At 54.7% G+C, this 19,467-nt stretch carries 18 protein-coding genes and 1 pseudogene; 9 read left to right on the top strand and 10 right to left on the bottom strand.

Going from position 1 to position 19,467, the window contains the following annotated elements:
* Nucleotides 1-107 precede the first annotated feature (107 nt).
* Nucleotides 108-352 (top strand): annotated as a pseudogene (locus GAO09_RS08610) (NAD-dependent dehydratase); the annotation flags it as partial.
* Between the two features lie 472 nt (nucleotides 353-824).
* Here GAO09_RS08610 and GAO09_RS08605 read toward each other — a convergent pair.
* The 3 genes from GAO09_RS08605 to GAO09_RS08600 form a co-directional block, all read right to left on the bottom strand.
* Nucleotides 825-1,472 (bottom strand): ATPase, encoded by a 648-nt coding sequence (locus GAO09_RS08605; protein WP_153353618.1) that lies wholly within the window; start codon nucleotides 1,470-1,472, stop codon nucleotides 825-827.
* Nucleotides 1,473-1,484: 12 nt separating this feature from the next.
* Nucleotides 1,485-1,652 (bottom strand): hypothetical protein, encoded by a 168-nt coding sequence (locus GAO09_RS29595; RefSeq protein ID WP_209018651.1) that lies wholly within the window; start codon nucleotides 1,650-1,652, stop codon nucleotides 1,485-1,487.
* 144 nt (nucleotides 1,653-1,796) lie between these two features.
* Nucleotides 1,797-2,855 carry a hypothetical protein gene (locus GAO09_RS08600; RefSeq protein ID WP_153353617.1) on the bottom strand — a complete coding sequence of 353 codons (1,059 nt, stop codon included), beginning with the start codon at nucleotides 2,853-2,855 and terminating at the stop codon, nucleotides 1,797-1,799.
* Between the two features lie 257 nt (nucleotides 2,856-3,112).
* Here GAO09_RS08600 and GAO09_RS30470 point away from each other — a divergent pair, with 257 nt between their 5' ends.
* Entirely contained in the window at nucleotides 3,113-3,373 is a 261-nt protein-coding gene (locus GAO09_RS30470; protein WP_153353616.1) for a WGR domain-containing protein, read from the top strand.
* Here the strand turns inward: GAO09_RS30470 and GAO09_RS08590 are convergent.
* The 6 genes from GAO09_RS08590 to GAO09_RS08565 all read right to left on the bottom strand — a co-directional run bounded on the left by GAO09_RS08590 (nucleotide 3,355) and on the right by GAO09_RS08565 (nucleotide 9,461).
* The gene (locus GAO09_RS08590; protein ID WP_209018650.1) at nucleotides 3,355-3,942 is read right to left on the bottom strand and encodes a hypothetical protein; all 588 of its coding nucleotides are present in this window, start codon (nucleotides 3,940-3,942) and stop codon (nucleotides 3,355-3,357) included. The genes GAO09_RS30470 and GAO09_RS08590 overlap by 19 nt on opposite strands.
* Complete coding sequence (locus GAO09_RS08585; protein ID WP_153353614.1) at nucleotides 3,939-4,169, bottom strand: hypothetical protein; 231 nt, start codon at nucleotides 4,167-4,169, stop codon at nucleotides 3,939-3,941. Before GAO09_RS08585 ends, GAO09_RS08590 begins: the two co-directional genes overlap by 4 nt.
* Nucleotides 4,159-4,710 carry a metallophosphoesterase family protein gene (locus GAO09_RS08580; protein ID WP_153353613.1) on the bottom strand — a complete coding sequence of 184 codons (552 nt, stop codon included), beginning with the start codon at nucleotides 4,708-4,710 and terminating at the stop codon, nucleotides 4,159-4,161. The genes GAO09_RS08585 and GAO09_RS08580 overlap by 11 nt, the downstream gene beginning before the upstream one ends.
* A 16-nt stretch (nucleotides 4,711-4,726) precedes the next feature.
* On the bottom strand, nucleotides 4,727-6,673 hold the full coding sequence (locus tag GAO09_RS08575; RefSeq protein WP_153353612.1) for an AAA family ATPase: 1,947 nt from the start codon (nucleotides 6,671-6,673) through the stop codon (nucleotides 4,727-4,729).
* Between the two features lie 162 nt (nucleotides 6,674-6,835).
* Nucleotides 6,836-7,870 carry a hypothetical protein gene (locus GAO09_RS08570; RefSeq protein ID WP_153353611.1) on the bottom strand — a complete coding sequence of 345 codons (1,035 nt, stop codon included), beginning with the start codon at nucleotides 7,868-7,870 and terminating at the stop codon, nucleotides 6,836-6,838.
* 1 nt (nucleotide 7,871) lies between these two features.
* On the bottom strand, nucleotides 7,872-9,461 hold the full coding sequence (locus GAO09_RS08565) for a replication initiation protein (protein ID WP_153353610.1): 1,590 nt from the start codon (nucleotides 9,459-9,461) through the stop codon (nucleotides 7,872-7,874).
* Nucleotides 9,462-10,016: 555 nt separating this feature from the next.
* Here GAO09_RS08565 and GAO09_RS08560 point away from each other — a divergent pair.
* The 5 genes from GAO09_RS08560 to GAO09_RS08540 all read left to right on the top strand — a co-directional run bounded on the left by GAO09_RS08560 (nucleotide 10,017) and on the right by GAO09_RS08540 (nucleotide 16,719).
* Nucleotides 10,017-10,364, top strand: coding sequence for a hypothetical protein (locus GAO09_RS08560; protein ID WP_153353609.1), 348 nt, complete (start codon nucleotides 10,017-10,019; stop codon nucleotides 10,362-10,364).
* A gap of 1,008 nt (nucleotides 10,365-11,372) precedes the next feature.
* Nucleotides 11,373-12,278 (top strand): hypothetical protein, encoded by a 906-nt coding sequence (locus tag GAO09_RS08555; protein WP_153353608.1) that lies wholly within the window; start codon nucleotides 11,373-11,375, stop codon nucleotides 12,276-12,278.
* A gap of 255 nt (nucleotides 12,279-12,533) precedes the next feature.
* Nucleotides 12,534-13,226 (top strand): hypothetical protein, encoded by a 693-nt coding sequence (locus GAO09_RS08550; protein WP_153353607.1) that lies wholly within the window; start codon nucleotides 12,534-12,536, stop codon nucleotides 13,224-13,226.
* Nucleotides 13,226-14,062, top strand: coding sequence for a hypothetical protein (locus GAO09_RS08545; protein WP_153353606.1), 837 nt, complete (start codon nucleotides 13,226-13,228; stop codon nucleotides 14,060-14,062). Before GAO09_RS08550 ends, GAO09_RS08545 begins: the two co-directional genes overlap by 1 nt.
* A gap of 359 nt (nucleotides 14,063-14,421) precedes the next feature.
* The gene (locus GAO09_RS08540; protein WP_153353605.1) at nucleotides 14,422-16,719 is read left to right on the top strand and encodes a DNA cytosine methyltransferase; all 2,298 of its coding nucleotides are present in this window, start codon (nucleotides 14,422-14,424) and stop codon (nucleotides 16,717-16,719) included.
* Between the two features lie 403 nt (nucleotides 16,720-17,122).
* Here the strand turns inward: GAO09_RS08540 and GAO09_RS08535 are convergent, their stop codons facing one another.
* Entirely contained in the window at nucleotides 17,123-17,569 is a 447-nt protein-coding gene (locus GAO09_RS08535; RefSeq protein WP_153353604.1) for a hypothetical protein, read from the bottom strand.
* A gap of 345 nt (nucleotides 17,570-17,914) precedes the next feature.
* Here GAO09_RS08535 and GAO09_RS08530 point away from each other — a divergent pair, with 345 nt between their 5' ends.
* Nucleotides 17,915-18,397, top strand: coding sequence for a hypothetical protein (locus tag GAO09_RS08530; protein WP_153353603.1), 483 nt, complete (start codon nucleotides 17,915-17,917; stop codon nucleotides 18,395-18,397).
* A gap of 169 nt (nucleotides 18,398-18,566) precedes the next feature.
* Nucleotides 18,567-19,346 carry a hypothetical protein gene (locus GAO09_RS08525; RefSeq protein ID WP_153353602.1) on the top strand — a complete coding sequence of 260 codons (780 nt, stop codon included), beginning with the start codon at nucleotides 18,567-18,569 and terminating at the stop codon, nucleotides 19,344-19,346.
* Nucleotides 19,347-19,467: the final 121 nt, after the last annotated feature.

Raw genomic sequence — 19,467 nt, 5'->3', positions numbered from 1 at the left:
TTGCTTGCGTGGTTCTCCGAGGCTGCACTTCAACCACGCGGTCGATGCGAAGCGTCGTGCCGTCAACGGCACTCTTGACGCCGCTAATGGCTTCCATGAGCTGCTCGCTGCAAGATCAGATGGCAGCGGATGCCGAGAAATGGCGCAAAATTGTAGGTCGTCACAATTTTGTCGAGATCGACTTAGCGCAACTTGTTTCTCGTTGGCATACGGATGCAGATCTTGGACGACCGATCGAAGTGGTAACGGATATGTCGAAAAGCCGTAAGCTTGGCTTCCTCGACTACTAGGCTACGGATGATGCACTTTTCAACTGTTCGAGCGATTGAGGGATGATCGAATTATCCCGTAAGCAAGAGCCGGAAAACTCCAGTTCCCGGCGATCCAAACTTGGGGCTCAGAGCAAGATGAGGCCTGTCGCAAGAAAATTGCGGCAGGTGTTCTGGATACTCGACGAAGCGACCGATTGCGCTTGTTCATTCGTTCGCTTGATTTCAATTAATGGCCATCACCAGGATGATCAAGTTTGAAACATAAGTCATTTCTCAGTGGCAATTCAAAGGGACTTGCAGGTGCTCGTTAATCCGTTTTGTTCCATAAATAGTATTATCAAATGCGGTATCAAAATACCGCGACCATCGATTAGGATCACATATTTCTGTTTGATAACAACAGTTGCTAACCGTGTGGATGATGCCCGTTACACGCAGGTAGATTTAGACCAGCCTCGCAAAATTCTGCGTTGGAGGCGTTCCGTGATGTTGAGCGATCAAGATTGGAATGTGGCGCAGCTTCCGAGAAAATATCATCCTGAAGCAGCCTCCTCACCCGAAGGTCTCGTCCCTTTTGAGGAAGACGGTCTTTGAGCCCCTGCGATACTGGTAAAGTTCGTAAGCTCTGCAGACACTTTCGATCAGCCAATCATGCAAGCCATTCTGCTCATCGCAATCGCAGGATAGAACTTCGCCAGCTCTGACCATGACAATCTCTCGCGGTTCGATGCCGCTGTTGTCGATAAGCAAGGCTTCGTCGGCCAGCTTGAGGGCATCGCTCAGCTTGTTTAAAGATCCGGCGTATCGCCTGCGGATGTCGGCTTCGGGAATATCGTGACCGCCCTTCTCGACCCGCCGCTTTACGCGTTCGATGTTCAACTCAACGTTATCAAGGGCCGTGTAATAGAGACCGATCGAAAACCCGGCGGCCTTAGCATCGCGCATCAGATTGATGGATTGCTGGCTGCTCAGGGTAGTTTCAAAAACAAAGGATTGCCGGGTCTCAATCATTTCCCGGATCTTTGTCAGCGCCGCCCTACCCGCTGCCATGGCAGCCGCTCGGCCATCGTTGGTACCGGTTATTTCTTTGGCGAGCTCGTCAGCATTGATCCAGACGCCTTCGAGCTTAAGCTTGGCATAAGCGGAGGACTTGCCGGACCCGTTGGGACCGCCGAGGATAATGCAGGATGGCTGCGACAATCGAAATGTACCTTATGCGGCCGAGATGCGCTTTTCCAGATCGCGGCTGAGACGATCCTTGGCTTCATTTTCCCGGTCACGCACGGAGATTGGCAAGCCCAGACGACGGCTCTGGGAAATCGCTTCCCGGCCGATTTCCTTAAGCGCTTCCTTGTTTTCGTCGTACTTTTTCAAAAGCATCGTCGATCTCCTATCCCAGCAATATAGCGCCTCCCTGCCCCGACTGCAAATCTGGATATTGGAATGCCGACTTCGGACGAGAGGCGCTTGCATGAGACAGGTTTCCCAGAAGCAGTCAGGACCGGAACAATACCTCCCCTGATTTCAAAGTGGAGTTTGAGGCATGACAGGCATAGGTCCCACAGCAAGCAGACGGAACCGCGTGGTTTGCGCGTCTCCCAGAAAACTCCATTCGCTCGCATAGGAATTCCCGAGAAGATGCGGGTGCTGATTGCTGCCGACGTGTTTCAGCACCTGATCAGCTCTCGCAGGCGGAGCGAAGGGGATATTGAATACGGAATAGGGCTCCGGGTCGCCGGTGCATATCTGGCTCCAATACCCGGCAGCATCTGTTGATGAGAGGATTTCGCCCAATGACATGTCTCGCGGTCGGTGCAGAGTGCGGTCAACCTGCACGCCCCGGAATTCACCTAGCGTTTTCTGGAGATAATTCTGCCTCATCCTTAGCGCCGATAACGCTGTGCCGTCACCCTTGGACAACAGGCTTTCCCACAGCGCATCGCCATTGATCTCGTCCTGGAAAGCGGTCAAGTACTCAAAGTTTCTGAAGACCGATGCAACAATTGGCACTGGAATTTTTTGATCAGGGAACCACAAAATGCCATCGAGCGCAGGAAGGTCATCCCGCGCATAATGGTTTGTCTTTGCCAGTTTTTGCAGCGCCAGCTTTTGGAGGACGACTGGATCTTCCGCTGGATCTCCTTCAAGCGTAAAGCCGAAGCCACCACCATCGTTGATGCCAGGGTTATCCCAGTCGAATATTTCCGAGCGATATCGACGGGTCTCGATGGTGCCGCCCGTACCCACAACATGAACGAGATGAGCTTCAAACCGAGGCTCTTCGCCAAAATCCACATGATGCCATTTTCCCGAGAGTATCACGGTATCGTTTTTGTCTCGCCTGAGTGCTCTGGTGCGGCGAAGAATTGATCGCCGGTAGTTGTCGATCATGGCAGCCAATTGACCTTCGGGATGTGATAGTTGGCCCTCAATGAAGCCACGGATTGTTGTGCCATCAACCTCGATTGCAGCGTCCGGCCCGGAAAACACGAACTGCCCGTTATAGCGCCGCGCTGCGGGTGCGCCTTTTAGTGGCAGCACCTGTCGGAAAGTGGAAAGGCGGTAGAGGTGATCACGAGACATTGTATCGAGGTTCCTTCAGGCCGCGGTCGTTCCTCCGCTCAAGGGGATCCCCGCTCGGAAAAACACTCAGCTATTTTGAATTCAGATGATCCCCGAAAACTTGGGCATATGAAAAGTGTGGCGTGTAAGCCAGGCGGCCGCAATAGGAAATTGGGAGCATTTCATTGTCTGACACGTCACAGAGATGAATCGATGGTCAGTGACTGATTCATAACTCTCGTTGGACGTGGCCAATCGGACAATCGACAATCCGGCGCATGAACACACGCTTCGACGTCTGCATCTATCGGATCAATTCAGCACAACGCATGGCACGTTTTTACCGCATCGCGATCCAACCGTCGCTCTTCGGTGATTTTGTTCTTGTGCGCCGGTGGGGCAGGATCGGTACGCATGGGCGAGCCCACCGGCAGCACTATGCTTCCGAACGCGATGCGATGATTGAGTTTCTCGCCTGGCTAAAGCGAAAGCGCCGGCGGGGCTACGGCCCACAGATCATTCAGTCGTCATCCTTGTAGACGTCGTTGACCAATCTCGTAGCTTCTTCCATCAGTTCGATTTCGGGAGTGATAGCGCCAAGGCCACCAAAGCGCCCCTCCCATGCGAGATCAACAGTTGCCTGCTCAAGCCGAATTCTTGCGTCATATGCCATCCACGAACGGATAAACGGATCTATGTCTTCGGGTGCCAAGCCGAAGATTTCGCCAAGCCTCTCCGGGGTGATCAGTCCTTCGACCGCCCACCGGGCGACTTCCGCCGGTCGAAATCCCGGTTCAATATCGAAATCCAGAAGTCGTCGGTAAAGGTCGCCGTAACTCCGGGCTCCAACGAGCTGCCGTGCGAGCTTGCCTGGCACCTCGAACCGCCTCCAAACATCCACAACAGCCGTGCCGTTGCGGACCTCGTCCGAAACGGCGCCGATCATCGCCTTTTGTTTTTCGAGCCGGTCACGTTGCCAACGCCGAAGCCCCCACTGTTCGATATCCAGGATCGTGCCGGCGACAGCGCAATCTCGCACGTATCGCCGAGCAGCCGCCACGATTTCGGTGGCTCGGCGCTTTCGCTGATCCTTGTCGATGTCCATCACCGGAGCTCTCCAAAATCAGCGCGCAACGTTCTGTCCATCCCGTCGATGCCCTCACCAAGGCGATACCGGTCCAGTACAGTCACAACGTCGGCAATGAAGCGATCCGCTTCCTCGGTATTCTGGGATCCGTCCGCGACGACCACAATGTTACGCAACGGGAAAAGGCGCTGATGCTCGATGCACACGTTCACATAGAATGCTGCTGCCTTGATGACATCATCCGACATCAGGCAGCTCCATATGGGCAGTCAGCTCGGCGAATGTTCGCGGGGTAAAATCGACATCTGGCAGATCAACCCCGACATCACGGCTGCGCCCGTAGGATGGCATCTTTCCGTGCGAGTGCCCGTAAAAATGTACCGATCCGTGGTGCTGACCCGGCCAAGTTCGGGCGGCGTAGTGTGACAAGTACACCTCGTGGCCACCGTCCCTTGTCCGCAATGCTTGCTCAGGCCTAGCGGCCCAATCGAGCGCCGCTAGTGTCGGATGCAAAGCGCCTCGTTTGTCAGTATCGTGATTACCGATGACCAGGAATTTTCGACCGTTAAGGTGAGAGAAAATTTCCCGGACGCGATCCGCATTCCGCGACAGTGAAAACGCAAAATCACCAAGATGGTAGACGTGGTCGATATCACGCACGACAGCGTTCCAACGGCGAACGATATGCTCGTCATGTTCGTCGATAGACGCGAAATCACGCGGCTGCATGGTGAGCAACCGTGCATGCATCAGATGGGTATCCGAGATATAGTACTTGCCTACGAACATGTGCCCTACCCTCCTCTCACATCGCCTGCGACAACTGGGTCGGGGCATGGCTGCGCAACGCCTCTTCGACATCGGCACCAGACAAGCGGGTCCCCTGAACGAGCGCTTCCACAAGACTGTTGAACGCCACACGATTCCGCTGGAGAATTTCCTGGGCCCGGGAGAGTTGGTCCTGCAAGATTTCGTCCACGCGGTGCGCAAGCAGGTGATCGTAGCGCAGTGCCTCCTCGAGTTCGGTTTGTTCCGTCCGGCCGCTGGAGACAAGAGTCTCTCCAAGTCCTGCCGCGGTGAGGCCGAATGCGAGCATGCGGCTAGCCTGAGAAAGGTCGGCAATTGCCCCCGTTCCATGAGAGCCATAGACGACCTGTTCGGCTGCCATGCCGCCAAGGAGTTGAGCTGCCTTCGAAGCAAACCATGACTTATCGCGGTGCTTGAGAGGGTCGAATTCGAAACAGGCAGCGCCGGCCGTCTGTTCCTGAGCGTTGGGATCGTAGTCACGCTTGATACGTACTTCCGCGAGACGCTCGATGCCCAAGACAACCCCAACGACGGCGTGGCCAATCTCATGGACCGCAATCAAGCGAACATTCTCTGGCGTTCTTGCGACGCGGCGGGGCAAGGCTTTTGCGAGGTGACTGTGCTTGAGGATACCTCCATTCCGACGGGCGATGCGTCGCGCGTCGCGAGCCAGGCGTTCGAGATCTGCGCCGCTCATTCCTTCTGTTTTCCGCCGGAACAAACCGAGTGGGAAATCATCGGTGGAAACACCAAGATGCTGCGCGAGGATTGCCGTTCTTGCCTCTTCGTCCGGCAGCCCGATCTGGATATGGCGGTCAAGACGGCCAGAACGGCGAACAGCAGGATCCAAGCAGTCGGGATCATTGGTTGCCGCGACCACAACAACACCGCTACGATCGAAGCTGCCGTCGAGAAGTTCTAAAAATCCGTTCACGATACCGCGCAGATAGCTATCGTGCCGCTCTCCACCTCGAGCGACGAATGCATCGACTTCGTCGACCAGCAGAACCGAGGGTGCACAGCGGCGAGCCTCATCAAACGCCGCCCGCATTGCTGCAAGCATATCTCCCTGGTGACCCGCGGATTGCCATTCAGAATAAGATCCGCTTACGAAATGAGCGCTGGCGCTGACCGCCAACGCCTTGGCGAATGTTGTCTTGCCGCAACCAGGAGGTCCACTGAGAAGAACGGCCCCGTCAACGTCTTTCCAATCGATGTGGCCGTCCTTGAAGTCCTTGAGGTCGCGAACGACTTCAAGGCCCCAATCCTTCGCCGCGCCGTAACCGAAAAGGTCTTCAAGAGCGACACCGGTCGCGGGTTGGGCTTCCTTCTGCGCGCCCTTCTTTTTGCTTTTCTCGGCCTGCATTGCGGCAGCCGCGAGCTTAGCCTCCTGACAGGCCGCAATCTCGTGCAGGTCATAACTTTCGGAGATCGGTCGGGGGCTGGCGAATGCCAAACGACGCGCTTTACGCGGCATGCGGCACAAGAGTTGCGCCTCGTCCAACGATAGAGAGCGGCCGTGTTCTGCGGCGGCCAGCGCCACGAGTTCTGGTCGCAACTCGATGTCGATGATGCCATCGGCGAGACGCACCGACGGGTGCCTCAGATCCGCATGGCCTTCGTCGGTGAGGTAAACCTGGCATCGCGAGCCCACAAACCCCGAATACAACCCATCCGACGTCAGCAATACTGCGTCCAACGCGCTCTGAACGTAAGAGCTCTCGTCGTCGAAGTCGATTTCACTTACATCCACTTTCGCACTGTCCCGAAATTCGCGGGCCAGAGCGAGCGCGGGCTGGAGCCAGTATTCGGCCTCGGTCTTGTCTCCTGGCACAGTGACGATATAGATGCCCTGAGGCTGTTGGCCGAGGTTGTCGAGCACTTCCATCAGGTGGAGGCGTGCGATAGCGCTTTCGATCGTGGGCTTGGTGTCGTAACGAGACATACCGAGAGCTCCTGGAATAACAATGATAGCTTCGCACCGCCGATCGGCGGGGCGTGAGGGCTATCGGGCTATTCGCAAGGCGTTCGTCATGACGTTGTCTCCGTTGTTTTCATGTTATGCCGGGCTCGATTTGCGACGTCAACGCGGCGAGCACCGGCCCGGTTAATTTTGCGAGATCGAAAATTTAGATACGAAATCTACAATTGCGTCCTCTGGATGTATGCCGCACCTGAGACGGCGGGCCGCGAATTCGACCGCTTCGCGCTGCATGTCGGACGGCACCGCATTCCAAAGCTCACATGATACCGACGGAGGGCGATGGATCGGGATGAGGTTTGCGGCGACCGGTCTTGTACCTCGTGATGTCAGATCACCGTAAAGATGCGTCTCAGCGGCAGTTTCGACCACCTCCTCATGCCACCGGTAGGCATCAACCTTTCCGCAGGCGATCTGCCCAAGGAGATTATCTGCAAGATCTGACCATACAGACACGTAGCCGTGTTTGACGGCGGTCCAAAATTGCCTCAACTCGAATGCCGGTTGGTGCGGCTGTTTCCCCAGTTCCGAAATCACCTTGGTTAGACGTCCGCCGATGGCTTTGTCGGCTTTGGCAAGATTGGGATAGCGCTCCTCGAATTCGGCAACGAGCTTGTTAGCAAATTCAAGGAGGTCGCCGCCGTTGAACCCGTAGAACGGCCACCGGCTGTAAATGGTCCCTAGCTGTTTCGCTTCGATTTGCGCCTGCGGGCATACGAAAAATCTGAGGTTGAGCGGCAGTCGGTTCGGATCTAGGTGCATCATATTGTCCGAATGCGTCTCTCGCTTGAGGCGTGGGGACGCTGGTGTCGCTCGTTGCGTTTTCTTTGGATACTGCCTTGCGCGGAAATCAAACGAGGGTACCGATATGTGTTTTTTTACAGCGCCGATCTCCGTCACCAGCTTTGCGAGGAACAGCTTGTCTGTCGGGCAAAAATAGGACTGCAGGGAATAGACGTTGACCGTATCGAGATCGACAAATCGGACCCAAACCGGGAGTTCGTTGCCAGTGTCCGGTGTCTGCTCCAGGTACTCACCGATCCCCCGCGACACTGCCACCCCATCCTTCATATCGAGTGAGGCATCTACCGTCAGCAGGATTGCCGGGTGGGGTCGCGAGTGAAGGCTACGGTAATATTCATCCGGGATCTTCGCAGTCATATCATTCGCCTCCCGTCTCGATCCGATATGTCGGTGTGTCGATCAGCCAGCGATCAATTTTTCGAAGTTCCATCGCCAGCTCGTCTTCGTCCGCGGGTGCGGCCCAGAAATGATAGTGGCTTCGCACAGAAGTTCCCGGAACATAGAAATAGGCGCGCAGGCTGATCCGCCGGCTGCCGCTCCAGATCACAGTTCTCAAATGTTGATAGATGACGTCGTCAAGGTCGCTGTTATTCGCCGCCTGATCGATTTCGAGATCGATATGCGTGCACGTCTCAAAGCTCACATACCTATTCGAGACGGCTGCGATCGCAGCATCCGGACCAGCTGTCGGCGCCTTCGTCGTGTTTTTCTTTCGTTTCTCAAGACGTTTAATCCGAGCTTTCTCGGCGGATTTCCTGCCGCGGACGGCTAGGTCCGATCCGATCAGATCGCGACCCAACTCAGATTCCTCGGCGAAAAAGCCCCATGCTGCTGCCTCGACACCGTCAACGTCTATCGCCGAAAGGAGATTTTGACCACGATAGCGCCGCCGTGAGAATTCCGGGGTTAAGGGCTTTTCGTCGAGTGCTTCGGTCAAGGCCACGAGCCAAGCGGCATGTGCAAGAAAGTGATCGATTCCGAGATTTGCGAACTTGCGCGGCACGCGCAACCAAAACACGCTGTTCACCCGGAAGCGTGGCTCGTCCGGCGCGCCGACACGGTGACCGATCGATTGCAGATGTTGGGTGTTGGCTCGCACGGTGTGATGCGAGTTTGGGTGGACGCGAATGCCGAATTCGATCTCTTTAACGGTCTTCCCTTTTTTCGGAGCTGGAAGGCCGTCGTAAGTAATGCGGAGGTCGAACTTGCGAACGCCTGCGAAGTCATCAACGACTTTCGCGATAACGCGCTCCTGGAGCTTACCGAATGGTACGGTGCCGTTGATCGGCCTGAAACACACAACCGCCGCCAGCTCATCGGGAGTGAAGGTTATCTCGAACCGATTGTCGTTTCCAGCTTCCCAGGGATGTTTTGCAACTTCCAGGACAAGGTGTTTGTATAGCAGGTGGGAATATTTGGAGCGCATAGCGCCGCGCCCGAGTGCGGCCAACTCAATGTAGCCGTATGATGGCATTACCCTCATCAGCTTGCGAAGCGGCTCGGCAAACTGGAAACCCAGCGAAGTTTCCGAGTTCAGCGTTGCTTCCCAGGCCGTCAGCATCGGCACGCCCGTATATGTCCTGCCAGTTTCGCCCGTGAAGGAAAGCTCGACTCGTTTCATCTTGGCGATTGATCGGTTGAGGGTGTCGCGGCGTGCATCACGACCAAGGAAGCGGAGACACTCATCGATCGGTATCTCGTAAGACTCGACGCTCATTGATCGATCTGTCTCGTACGCTCGCGAGATAAGCAGCTCGTGCAGTGCCAAATCCAAAGACGTCAGATCGACATCCCCGTTGTCGATTGTGACACCGGACAGCATTTCTGCGGGCCTCGGCGATTGTGGCGCGACGACAGTTATTGCCGCTCCCTTTGCGAGTGCAGTGGCTGTATTTCCACGTGGAGCAGGCTGGAATAGTGAACGAAGTGAATTTTGTGTGGTTTTCATCTGGAAGCTCATAATACTAATTTGATTATGGTCCCGGCATGCGGAATTACTGTCAATACATAATCCCAATTTATATTATGTTTGTGATTTGTCTCTGCGTTGATCTGTTAGATGTACGTCGCGCGCGCTCATCCCTGGTAACAATTCACATGGTTCACGCCAAAATATCCATCAGCAAATCCCGTCGATAAGCTTTCAACGGATAAGCGGCTTGATATGCGGGATTTATGGGTTTTGGGCTTTAGGCGCTCCAATCGAAAACCGGGATATATGGGATTTGAAGCTGTTGACGATCACTGTTGTGACAATGCTTTTCGAGCCAGCAGATTTGGTTTTTGCCCCCGATTCTAAGTAGAACGGGGCGCATGGCCGCACCGGTCGATCGTCGAGCAGGAGGCGGAGGACTCGCGGACCGCTTCACTATTTCCCTGGTTCTGACCCGAGATGCCGGCATGCCGGACACAGCACCCGCCCTACTCTGCTTTACTCGAAAAACAGTTGCGCCCATGAGAGCCGGTGGGCACCGTGATAATATTCACGGCGAAGGAAAAAGCCATGGGCGACCTGACGATCCGACTCCTTGCTGAGCTAATCGACCTCCCCTACACCCCTCCCTCTATACGGCAGCTTCCCCTCCCCAAGCGGCGTGAGTATCACAAGCGTGCTGTCGAAAAGTCCCGGAAGAAAGTCGCCGCGGCGTTAAGTGGAGGCACGGTTCTCCCGACCCGGGAACACATCAGGGCGGCTCTGACTGACGCTGCGTTGGAAATTCTTCTCGCCAACGGCGAGGGAGTAGAAACGATCCGCAATGCTTTTAGGACTGTGTTTGGCGACACGGCGGACGTCGCACTGCGCAAAGCTACCTCCGGGCGAATTGGCGCGAGGTTTCTCGATTTGGCTTAAATCATCAATGGGACTTCCGCGTCCCATTTGCAATTTGCCACAACATTGGCTCGACTTGCGGGCACCTTTGTTTGTCGCTTGCACGTTGTTAGTCAAAATTCATGGGTAGTGATGAGATAGTGATGACAGGGAAGACATGCCGCGACAACGCAATCCAGCAAACGAATTCGGCCGTGCGGCCCAAGAACGGTATATAGCCAAACTCGCGGCCACCGGAGGCGCGACGACGGATAGGGTCGACAGTGCGCTCTCGGCGGCCCTCGCCGTATTCCGCTACGAAGCTGAGAGACGCGGACAGGCTAAAAACGTTGAGCGGATCGAGGGTATCGAGAGGATGGCTGCTTCAATACTTGTTGAGCGAGGCGGCAAACCAGCCCCTGTCGTCCGAGCCGTCCGCCTCAGGACCCGCAGGCTTGATGTTAAGAGCATCCTTCCCCTGATTGGCAATGACCTGAGTGATGATGATCAGCAGCCGCTTGATTCCAACGCCTCGGTTTCATCTTCCCAATCGCTTGATTGATACGCGATAATTAGAAATCAAAGTTCTCGATTTTCGCCGACGTCCCCCCGTTACTCCATGCTTGTGAATCGAAATTACTGCCTTTTGAGTAGTGATCAGATCATGACGTGGTCATTTGCATCACCTGCACGCACGATTACCTCAGCGACAGAGACTGAGGGGATGCCTATGATTAGACCGTGTGGAATAGCCGCGATCTTGCATTTCAGGTTTGACGTCATCGCCAACACTCACAGCATCGTAGGTGGCAAATTCGCCAGCCACGTGCCGTGGGATGCACTGCAATCTTATTGGTATGCAGGATTGGAAAAGGCGACCAGCTGGATCAGGCAACGTCCTGCAGGCATTTCGTCTACGCCATTCGATCCAGTGCTTGAAGACGTGGATCACCGGCGGTCTGAAGCACAAAATTGCAAGACACCGCCGCTCGCGCGCCATCTGCGCAAGCTGATACCGGTCCCGTGCAAACTTCCGATCGGAGGTATGCGATGAGTAAGCGTGACCCTGAATTCCTCGAAGCCTCAAGGCATTTCAAGGCTGTGCTTGACCTCTCGAATGCCGATATGTTCACGATCGGGGACTTGTTGGGGCCAAGCCTTGTGCGTGAGCATTGGCGGTACTGGCAAGATCAGGATCGCTGGAATCCGGAACTTGTCTACGACCCAGCCGATATCGCGCATGGCGCTGCCGATCCTAGCTGGTATCAAACGGACGGCTGTCCTTCTCGCGGGGGATCGCCGGCAGACATTGCTAGCCGGAAATGGCGTCGTCGGGCTGAACTCTGGATGCAGTTTTACGGACCCCACGCTTGGCATATCGTCGACTGGCTTCTTTATGCCCGTCGGCAGAACGCAGCTTGGCTTCATAATTTGGATATTACCGGCACTCCGAAGAAATTGATTAAGTGTCGTGACCTGGGTGCGCTTCTTGCAGAGGCCGACAAGGGCCTTCGATCGCGGCCCAGGGCGGGTGGCGACATCTTGCTTGGCATGGATGACGAGGTCTTCGTCGCTGACCTCGGGACCTCTCACACGCTCGTAGAACTTCTGTCACCACGTGCTTTGCGCAAAGAAGGCACCCGTATGCACAACTGCCTTCGTAACGGTGAGTACGACTGCCGGCTTGGGCAGCTTTTTTTCAGCTACTACAGCGTACGTGATCCGAACGGGAAGCCTCTGGCTACTCTCGAAGTCCAGCTCGATCAAATTCTGCAGTTCACAGGTCCGCTTAATAGTGCTCCGTCGGTGGCAGTGTCTGACCTTGTGATAGCCTACGCGGATGAGATCGGTTGGAAGGGTTTGATGGAAGCCATTCGTGGCTTTCCGATCCTTGCTGTCGATGACGAACGCAATGTCAATGCGTCCAGCACGCCGCCAAACCGACGAGTTGTCTGATAGCGCCAATCCAAATGACGGGCGAATTCTCTGTAAGGTGCTTGAGTATGTAATGATGCCGTGATCGAAAAAACATGATTAAAAAGATAACGTTGCGTCGAAATTGGGGGCATTGTTTTACAAATATCAAAATAATATTTATTAATTTCTACGGAAATGTCTTGAAGTTCTGTATTTTGCAGATGATCCTTTGTTTGTGGCGCACAAATGGTGCGTCTCAATTCATTTAATTCCATCATTCAGAGGATTACTACGATGGCTGAGAAACGCCTTCAGAGCTTGCACGACGACCTGTCAGCCTTCAGCGAGGTCATTGGTGAAATGGCAATCGCACAATATCGCTGTACCGACCTCGATGAAGAACTCGAGGAAGCAATAAAAGCGGGTATACTTGAGGTCAGCCAAGTCGACGCCATTTGGTCGCGACATTGTAAGCTTTTGGAGCTCGTCGATGACCTCAGGGGTATTCTCTATGAGGTCTCAGATAGCATCGCCCATAGCCTTGGAGGTCCTGAAGAAAAGATTGAGTTTCGTCAGGACCCGGCTTTGAAAGCGCCGCCAGAAAATATCATCAAATTGTCGGACTACCGCAAATCAACAGATCTGCCGCGCAGAGACCGGCATGGTTTGAGATACGGCAACTCGCAACCGGTACCCATTTGGGCTGCTGGACCTCAGGCGGTCAAAGCACTCGCCGACGAGGGCATGATAACGACTGATGACAACGATTTTTTGATGCATGATCGCTTTCCGGGCGTGACGAGCTTCCTGAACCACGCCTTGGATCAGAATGGAATCATTGAAGGTGTGGTGTTTGTTGTTCTCCACGAGCCTAGTGGTATTGCGTTAGTCGTCGCGGAACGTAATCTTGAGTACGGCGAACCGATCTGGGTGAATGCCCGGAATGTATCTGACGCCCTCATCGCATATGAGAGGCTTTCAGCTTGATGTTTCAGAGAATCGTAGACGTAATCGATGTTCGCGACGCTAGGATTTCGATCAACCCTGAAGGTATGCGTAAAATAATATTCGGCGTCTGGACTGGTGAGCATCACATCACCGACGCATTTGAATATCTCGACGCAGACTTCGGCATGGTCGACCCCGAGGACCGGTACCTTAACCAGGAATGCCCCGACGATTGGCCTCACGACGATGAGGAGTTCTGGAAATTTGCCCTCCAAGCTGAGATTTCGGATGAGGAATTGGGCAACGATCAGATTTTCGAATGCATTCCAGATATGTTGTTTGAAAAGCTGGAAGTCGAGCTCGCTTATCTGAAGCTTGCTGATAGCTATCGATACAAGCTTGCGCTGCTTCAATCTCAGGCAAGCGCGGGCGTTCGCGGCGATATAAATGTTCAAAGAATCGCTGATGAACTGTCGCATCTTGGCCAGGAGCTTGAGCATCATGTCGAACATGTCGTCGACTGGGTGTCGGACATTGCGGATGCTCTTGGTGATGTGCAACACTTTGCAACGCGGCCAGTGATCGAGCCACCAAAGATTGACCGGTCGTCGTTCTACGGTGTGGAGTGCGGTCCGAATAACTCGCACGCGAAGCTCGCACACCTGCTCGACGTATGCGGGCTGGATTTAGCGAAAGCAGCAGCGATCACTGGATCGAGACGCTCGACCATAGCGTCATACAGGAAGCGCTCCAGCCGTAGAACTGTTCCTCCAGCGATCATCCTTGATCTGGAGAACTATTTCCTCCGCCGTATGACCGATGTCGCGCGGTCCGCAGGCTACGAACTCACTCCCAGGTTGGCGGCAAGCTTGTGATAGCACTTTGAAGCAACTAGCCCCCTCGCCTCGCCTCGCCTCTTTAGCGCCTGAGCGAAACTTCGCAGGCAGCAGCTGGCCATCTCCAATCACAATTTGGCCAGCTATAGAATATGTGTATCAAAGGAGATTTATGAGCGGCACCGGTTTCTCTGGTGGTTTCACTTTACAAGAGAACGAAGCCACGATGAGCAAAACATCGAGCTGGATAACATTGTCCACGCGGTGCAATCACATAAAGGGCAGCGACGTCCGAAGTCGCCAATGGTTCAAATCGTTACAATTGTCTCGTCTTGGCTCACACGACTTAAACGACTGACCGGGCATGAGAGATCCCGTATCAATGGGGGATTTTTTCGATGCCGGACACGCCAACTGACACTCATCACCAGGACGAACTCGATCAGCACGTCAACATCGGTGTTCAACCCGGTGAGGAGATCGTTGCTGAACGACTCGGCGATATTCCGGCCCCTATCCAGAATTTCGCAGAACAGCCGATTGAAGAGGACGTCATCCGGCTGCGCGATATCGCACTGGTCGCCTTGAAGGTGAAAGCAGAGAAGGTCAGGGCCACGCAAACGAATGCGTATCTCGAGCTCCTCGACCGTGTCCGTCGGCTGCGCGAACTTGTACCGCAAAGGTCACATCAGCTGGCAATCATGCATTGTGAATGGTCGATATCGCGGGCGGAAGCCGTCAGACTGTTGAAGTCCAGCGATCTGTCAGAGGCAGACGCAATAACCTACGCGGCCAATCGCGTGTCGGCTGAAATGATTGCTGCCTTGGTCCGGTCTCCAGCCCTCATCCGGGAAGAAGCCAACGTCTTGATCGAGGCCGGCCGTATCCTTCATCCGTCCGATCTAAAACAAATGACGAAGCGTCGCGACGCGGCAAATCCGGAAATGCTGCGGGCGGATCGGAGCAGAAGGCTGAAGCGCCTCGTGACGATGACCGCTGCATCCCAGCTCGCGGAATTCAAAACGAACTTGTCGCGCCTCGTGCGAGCCCTGTCCCTCGCCTATTTCCGCCTTAATTGGGCAAACATGGAGCGCCGGGAAGCTTTCTTGAGGCAGGCGGCAGTGCGCTCGGCCACGATGCTGCTTGCGACCTTTGACGCCCTGTTTTCCGATCAGATGCTGTCCATCTCTAGCTGGGACCGGGCGGATCCTGCCGATAATGCGCAGAGCCTTGCCAAGGTCCGACATGCCCTCGTCCTATTGGCACAGGATGAGTATCTGATCGCGGAAATCACAACGCATGATTATGGCCATATTGAGCTACGCATGATCGCGGCCCTCGCCTGGCTGGCCGAAGTTGACGTCAGTCATCTTCCAGCTCTGACCGAGCAGTATCTCATCGATCTAAACTACCCAACGGAAGCGGATGAAGCTGACAGGTACTATGCTCATGACAAGGATGAGATGCGTCCGGCGCTGACGTCTTTTGAAATTTGCAGCGGGGCAGGCGGAGCAGCACTCGGAATTCATGCCGCAGGATTTTCATCGATCGGCTTGGTTGAGCGTGACCCCTACGCGATTCAAACGCTCGTTCACAATCGCCAGATCGGGCCGGTATTCTTCGACGACGTGAAGACATTCAACTATGAGCGGTACATCGGCAAGGTTGATCTTTTTGCCGGCGGCGTTCCCTGCCAGCCGCATTCCACACTCGGCAACCGCGCCGGTGAAGCCGACGAGCGAGATCTGTTCGCTTATTCGGTAGAGATCATTAAGCAGATCCAGCCGAAAGCTGTCGTACTTGAAAATGTCAGCGGCTTTGGAAACCGCAACAACGCAGTGTACCGTGCGCGCATTTTGGCGGAACTCCACGCCGCTGGATACGATGCGCAGATGTTTGCGCTCAGAGCGGCTGATTACGGCCTCGGGCAGACGCGGCCCCGTCTGGTGCTGGTGGCAATGCGCGATGGATTGCTCAGTCGTTTCAAAATGCCACCGATCCTTACTCCGGTCGCAGTAACCCTCGGAGAGGCACTTTACGATCTGATGGCGGCCAACGGCTGGACCGGTGCACGTCAATGGGCCGATCAAGCCAATCGTCCAGGCCCCACGATCGTTGGTGGATCGGATGAGGCTAGACGTCAGGGTTTCGCGTCCTTTAAGCAGATTAATGACTGGCTAGCGCTCGGAGTTCGCGCGGACACTCTGGCCGACCATGCGCCTACAGCCGATGATCCGGTCGATCAAATGCCGAGATTGACGCTGGAGATGGGGGCAAAGCTTCAAGGTTTCCCGTCGCGATGGGAATTCCAAGGCTCTACGACGGAACAGCGTCGCCAGATCGCCAATGCGTTTCCACCTATCCTCGCTTGCGCCATCGGCCTTGCTGTTCGTGAGGCACTGACGGGTGAGCCTGTAAACTATGAGCGTAACCTGTCGCAGGCGGTGATCGAGGCAACTGGCCACGCGCGCCCGTCGCAACTTACGACTTCTCATGAGCCGGCGTGGCAGGCTGCCGCTGAACTCGACCTCCCGCTTGGTGATGCGCACCAGAAGCTATTTGCGCAAGCCGTATCCAGCGGAAAGTTTCAGGTGCCGGTGCACCTTGAGGTTAAGCTCGCGATTGCGAACGAGCGGAAGCGTGAACGAGACCGCGAACGCCGTGAGCGCCGTCAGCGTGCCCGCAAGGCTGGCTGATTAGGGAAATAGCCTCCACGACACACTCGACGGCAAACTTTGAGAGCTCATGCGCAGAAATCTTCGCGCGTACGCTCTCAAGGCCCATTGAACGCATCATCGCCACCACCTGTGTTGCGTGGCGATGGAGATCGTAGGCCTGCATGTCGTCGAACCATGGTAGATAGCCGTTCGCGACCAAGCCGGAACTTAAGGAGTACGTCCTAGATTTCCATCGATGGCCTTGCGCTTGTCATAGGTCGTTGCCCTGTCGGGATTTTTCGCCGCCGACATTGTCGCGGTTGTTTCCATCGTCGGCATGGACCGCCTCACCAATCATTGCAAAATCTGGCTGTTGCCGATCCTGCAAAGCGCAACAGTCATCCAGGGCACCGGTTCAATCGATCACGTGATGTATTCGGATCTAGCGCGGAAGCTCCGCTTCCAATTGCTGGAAAATTTCCCTGGTAACGTCCTCAAGTTCGGCGTCAATCGCATGTGCAACCTTCAGCAACGTAGTTACGGTCTGCTGGGAACTGCTGCCCGCCGAAAAAATACCCGTTTCAATATCTTTCCATTGCACGATTTCGTCCGACCAGACTGTGTTTCCTTCTTCAAGCTCCATGCGAATCTTGAATCTCGCGTATTGTTTTGCGTCGAGCCAGCCGAGGTGCACGTCGGCGACCTGCATCAGGTGCGATAGCAGGACAAGTTCGCCGTCTCGAGTGAAATGATAACGGGTGCCGACCAGTGCTTTTTTAAGGGCATCGCGATGCTCTTCATTCGTCCAGCCGTTGAGGCTGCCGCGTAGTCCAACGGCACTTCTGGTGGGGGCTGCAACTGCGGGAACGGCTTTGGATTTCGTCGTCACGGGGTGATCCTTGCGCTTCACTGAGCATATGAGCCGTGGGCAAATTCTCTGCCCTCGCAATAATACGGTGAGCCCGAGATTGCGAAATTTCCAGTATATATTCACGAAAAATGGTTTGAACGAAAAGTGTTATTTCGACAGTTGAGTGTCATTTAAAAGTTTAACAAAACAATCAAATGTTTGGATCGCGATTCTGTACTTCTACAAGTGCTCCTCGTGCGAATTGACGAGAGTTATTTGGCTGATTTCGGATATTAGTTGTTGACGGGGATTTCGATGCACGACAGCATTTGAACATGCCGGTTGGTTGATCGGTGAGACGAACATTGCGTGGAGTGCCGACACATGAGTTATCTCGACAATATCTATGGATTCCGGGTCACGGACGATGTCGGATACCCCTATGTTCGCGATCGGGCAGATGCCGTGAAAGATTTCACCGCGTGGATCCTGAATCAGTCGAGCGATTTGGTCGCGAAGCCAATGCTCGATAACAACCTGCACGTCTTGGTCAACCGCTATGAAGTTGTTCTTTGCAAGGGCGAGTACGAGTCTAATTACATCGACGTGGTTTTGCCCATCGCACCTGGGGCAAGCCTGCGGGATGTGGCCACTAGCTTTGAATGCGAGCCCCTAGTGCTTGTGCTCATGGCTCTGATCGAAATCAACGATCGAACCGGGCGCTCAATCGGCGTCGAAAAGCTCATTGATGATACCACGACTATGATCGCCACCAATGTCGCCGAGAAAACACTTGAGCGGCTCGTTACAAGCGCTGCGACGATGAAAAAGGTACGTCCCTTCGCTGCCAACGACAACGCGGACTAGAACATCTGGTTCCAGCGGGACACACCGCGCCGGCCATCGACCTCCCCTCACCTGACATCCCCGATGCTTCTATTTAACGCCATCTCCTTGATGGCGGTCGATGGGCGCATGGAACTTTTGCGCCCGATTTTTGCCGTCCGGCAAGCCAGTTAATCAAAGGAACACGATAATGGCCATTGCACCGAAGAAAACTAGCCCCGTAGATCTGAAGTCCTCAACCCTTACCGGCCCCGACCCCAGCCAAAACGCTGGTCACGCGCAAGATGACAGTGATGCCTTCGATCATTACTGCTCTGTTTCTCGAAACAAAGACGTCGATGATGCTGCAGATTATTCTGAACTATCGGTGGACAGCTATCATGCCCCTGTAGACGTCAAACTGCGCTCGCCGTTGGCCGACCGTATCGAGATCGTAGGAGCACACTTTTGTGCTGACATCGGTGGAAGCACGCCCGCAATGCATGTGGCGTTCTCAATCAGCGTCGATCAAATTGTCGTCCATGAGACGCTCGAATGGGTGGACGTTGACCTCGATCTTGTGACCACCGACGCGCATCTCGATTATGGCGACGACGGTTGGCTTCAGGCTGTGACGAAAGCCGCATCCGTTGACGGGCTCGATAGCAATGACGTGAGGGATGACGTCGGCGAGATGGTCATTGAGAAACTCAAAATGGCGGTTGCAGCCCTTAAGGCGAAATCTGCCTATGATAGTATCCTTGACCGATTGGCGAAGACGGCAGCAAGAAACAAGGCATCTGACCTTAGCCGGATCAGTCACCTTGTCAGCTTGGCTTCGGCGGAGGCTGCGCGAAACGCGGAAATGTTCGAAACATCGGAGACCTCGCTGGCTGACATCGATCTTGCTCTCGCTGGCAGCCGTTTCTCTCATGATCGTAACAGGGATCAAAGCGACTGGGTGACCGACACCCTAACCGCACGCCGGTAAGGTCATAAATTTTGCCGCATCGCGGTGCTGACGACATGACGCCTGCACCGCCCACCTATATCAATTGGTACAAAAGAAGCACACGATGACCGATACTCTCAATCCAATCCGCACCTCTGCC

It is taken from the genome of Endobacterium cereale (assembly GCF_009617585.1).
Taxonomy (GTDB): domain Bacteria; phylum Pseudomonadota; class Alphaproteobacteria; order Rhizobiales; family Rhizobiaceae; genus Neorhizobium; species Neorhizobium cereale.
Note: the sequence above shows the minus strand (reverse complement) of the source record. Positions and strands in the feature narration are given on the sequence as shown.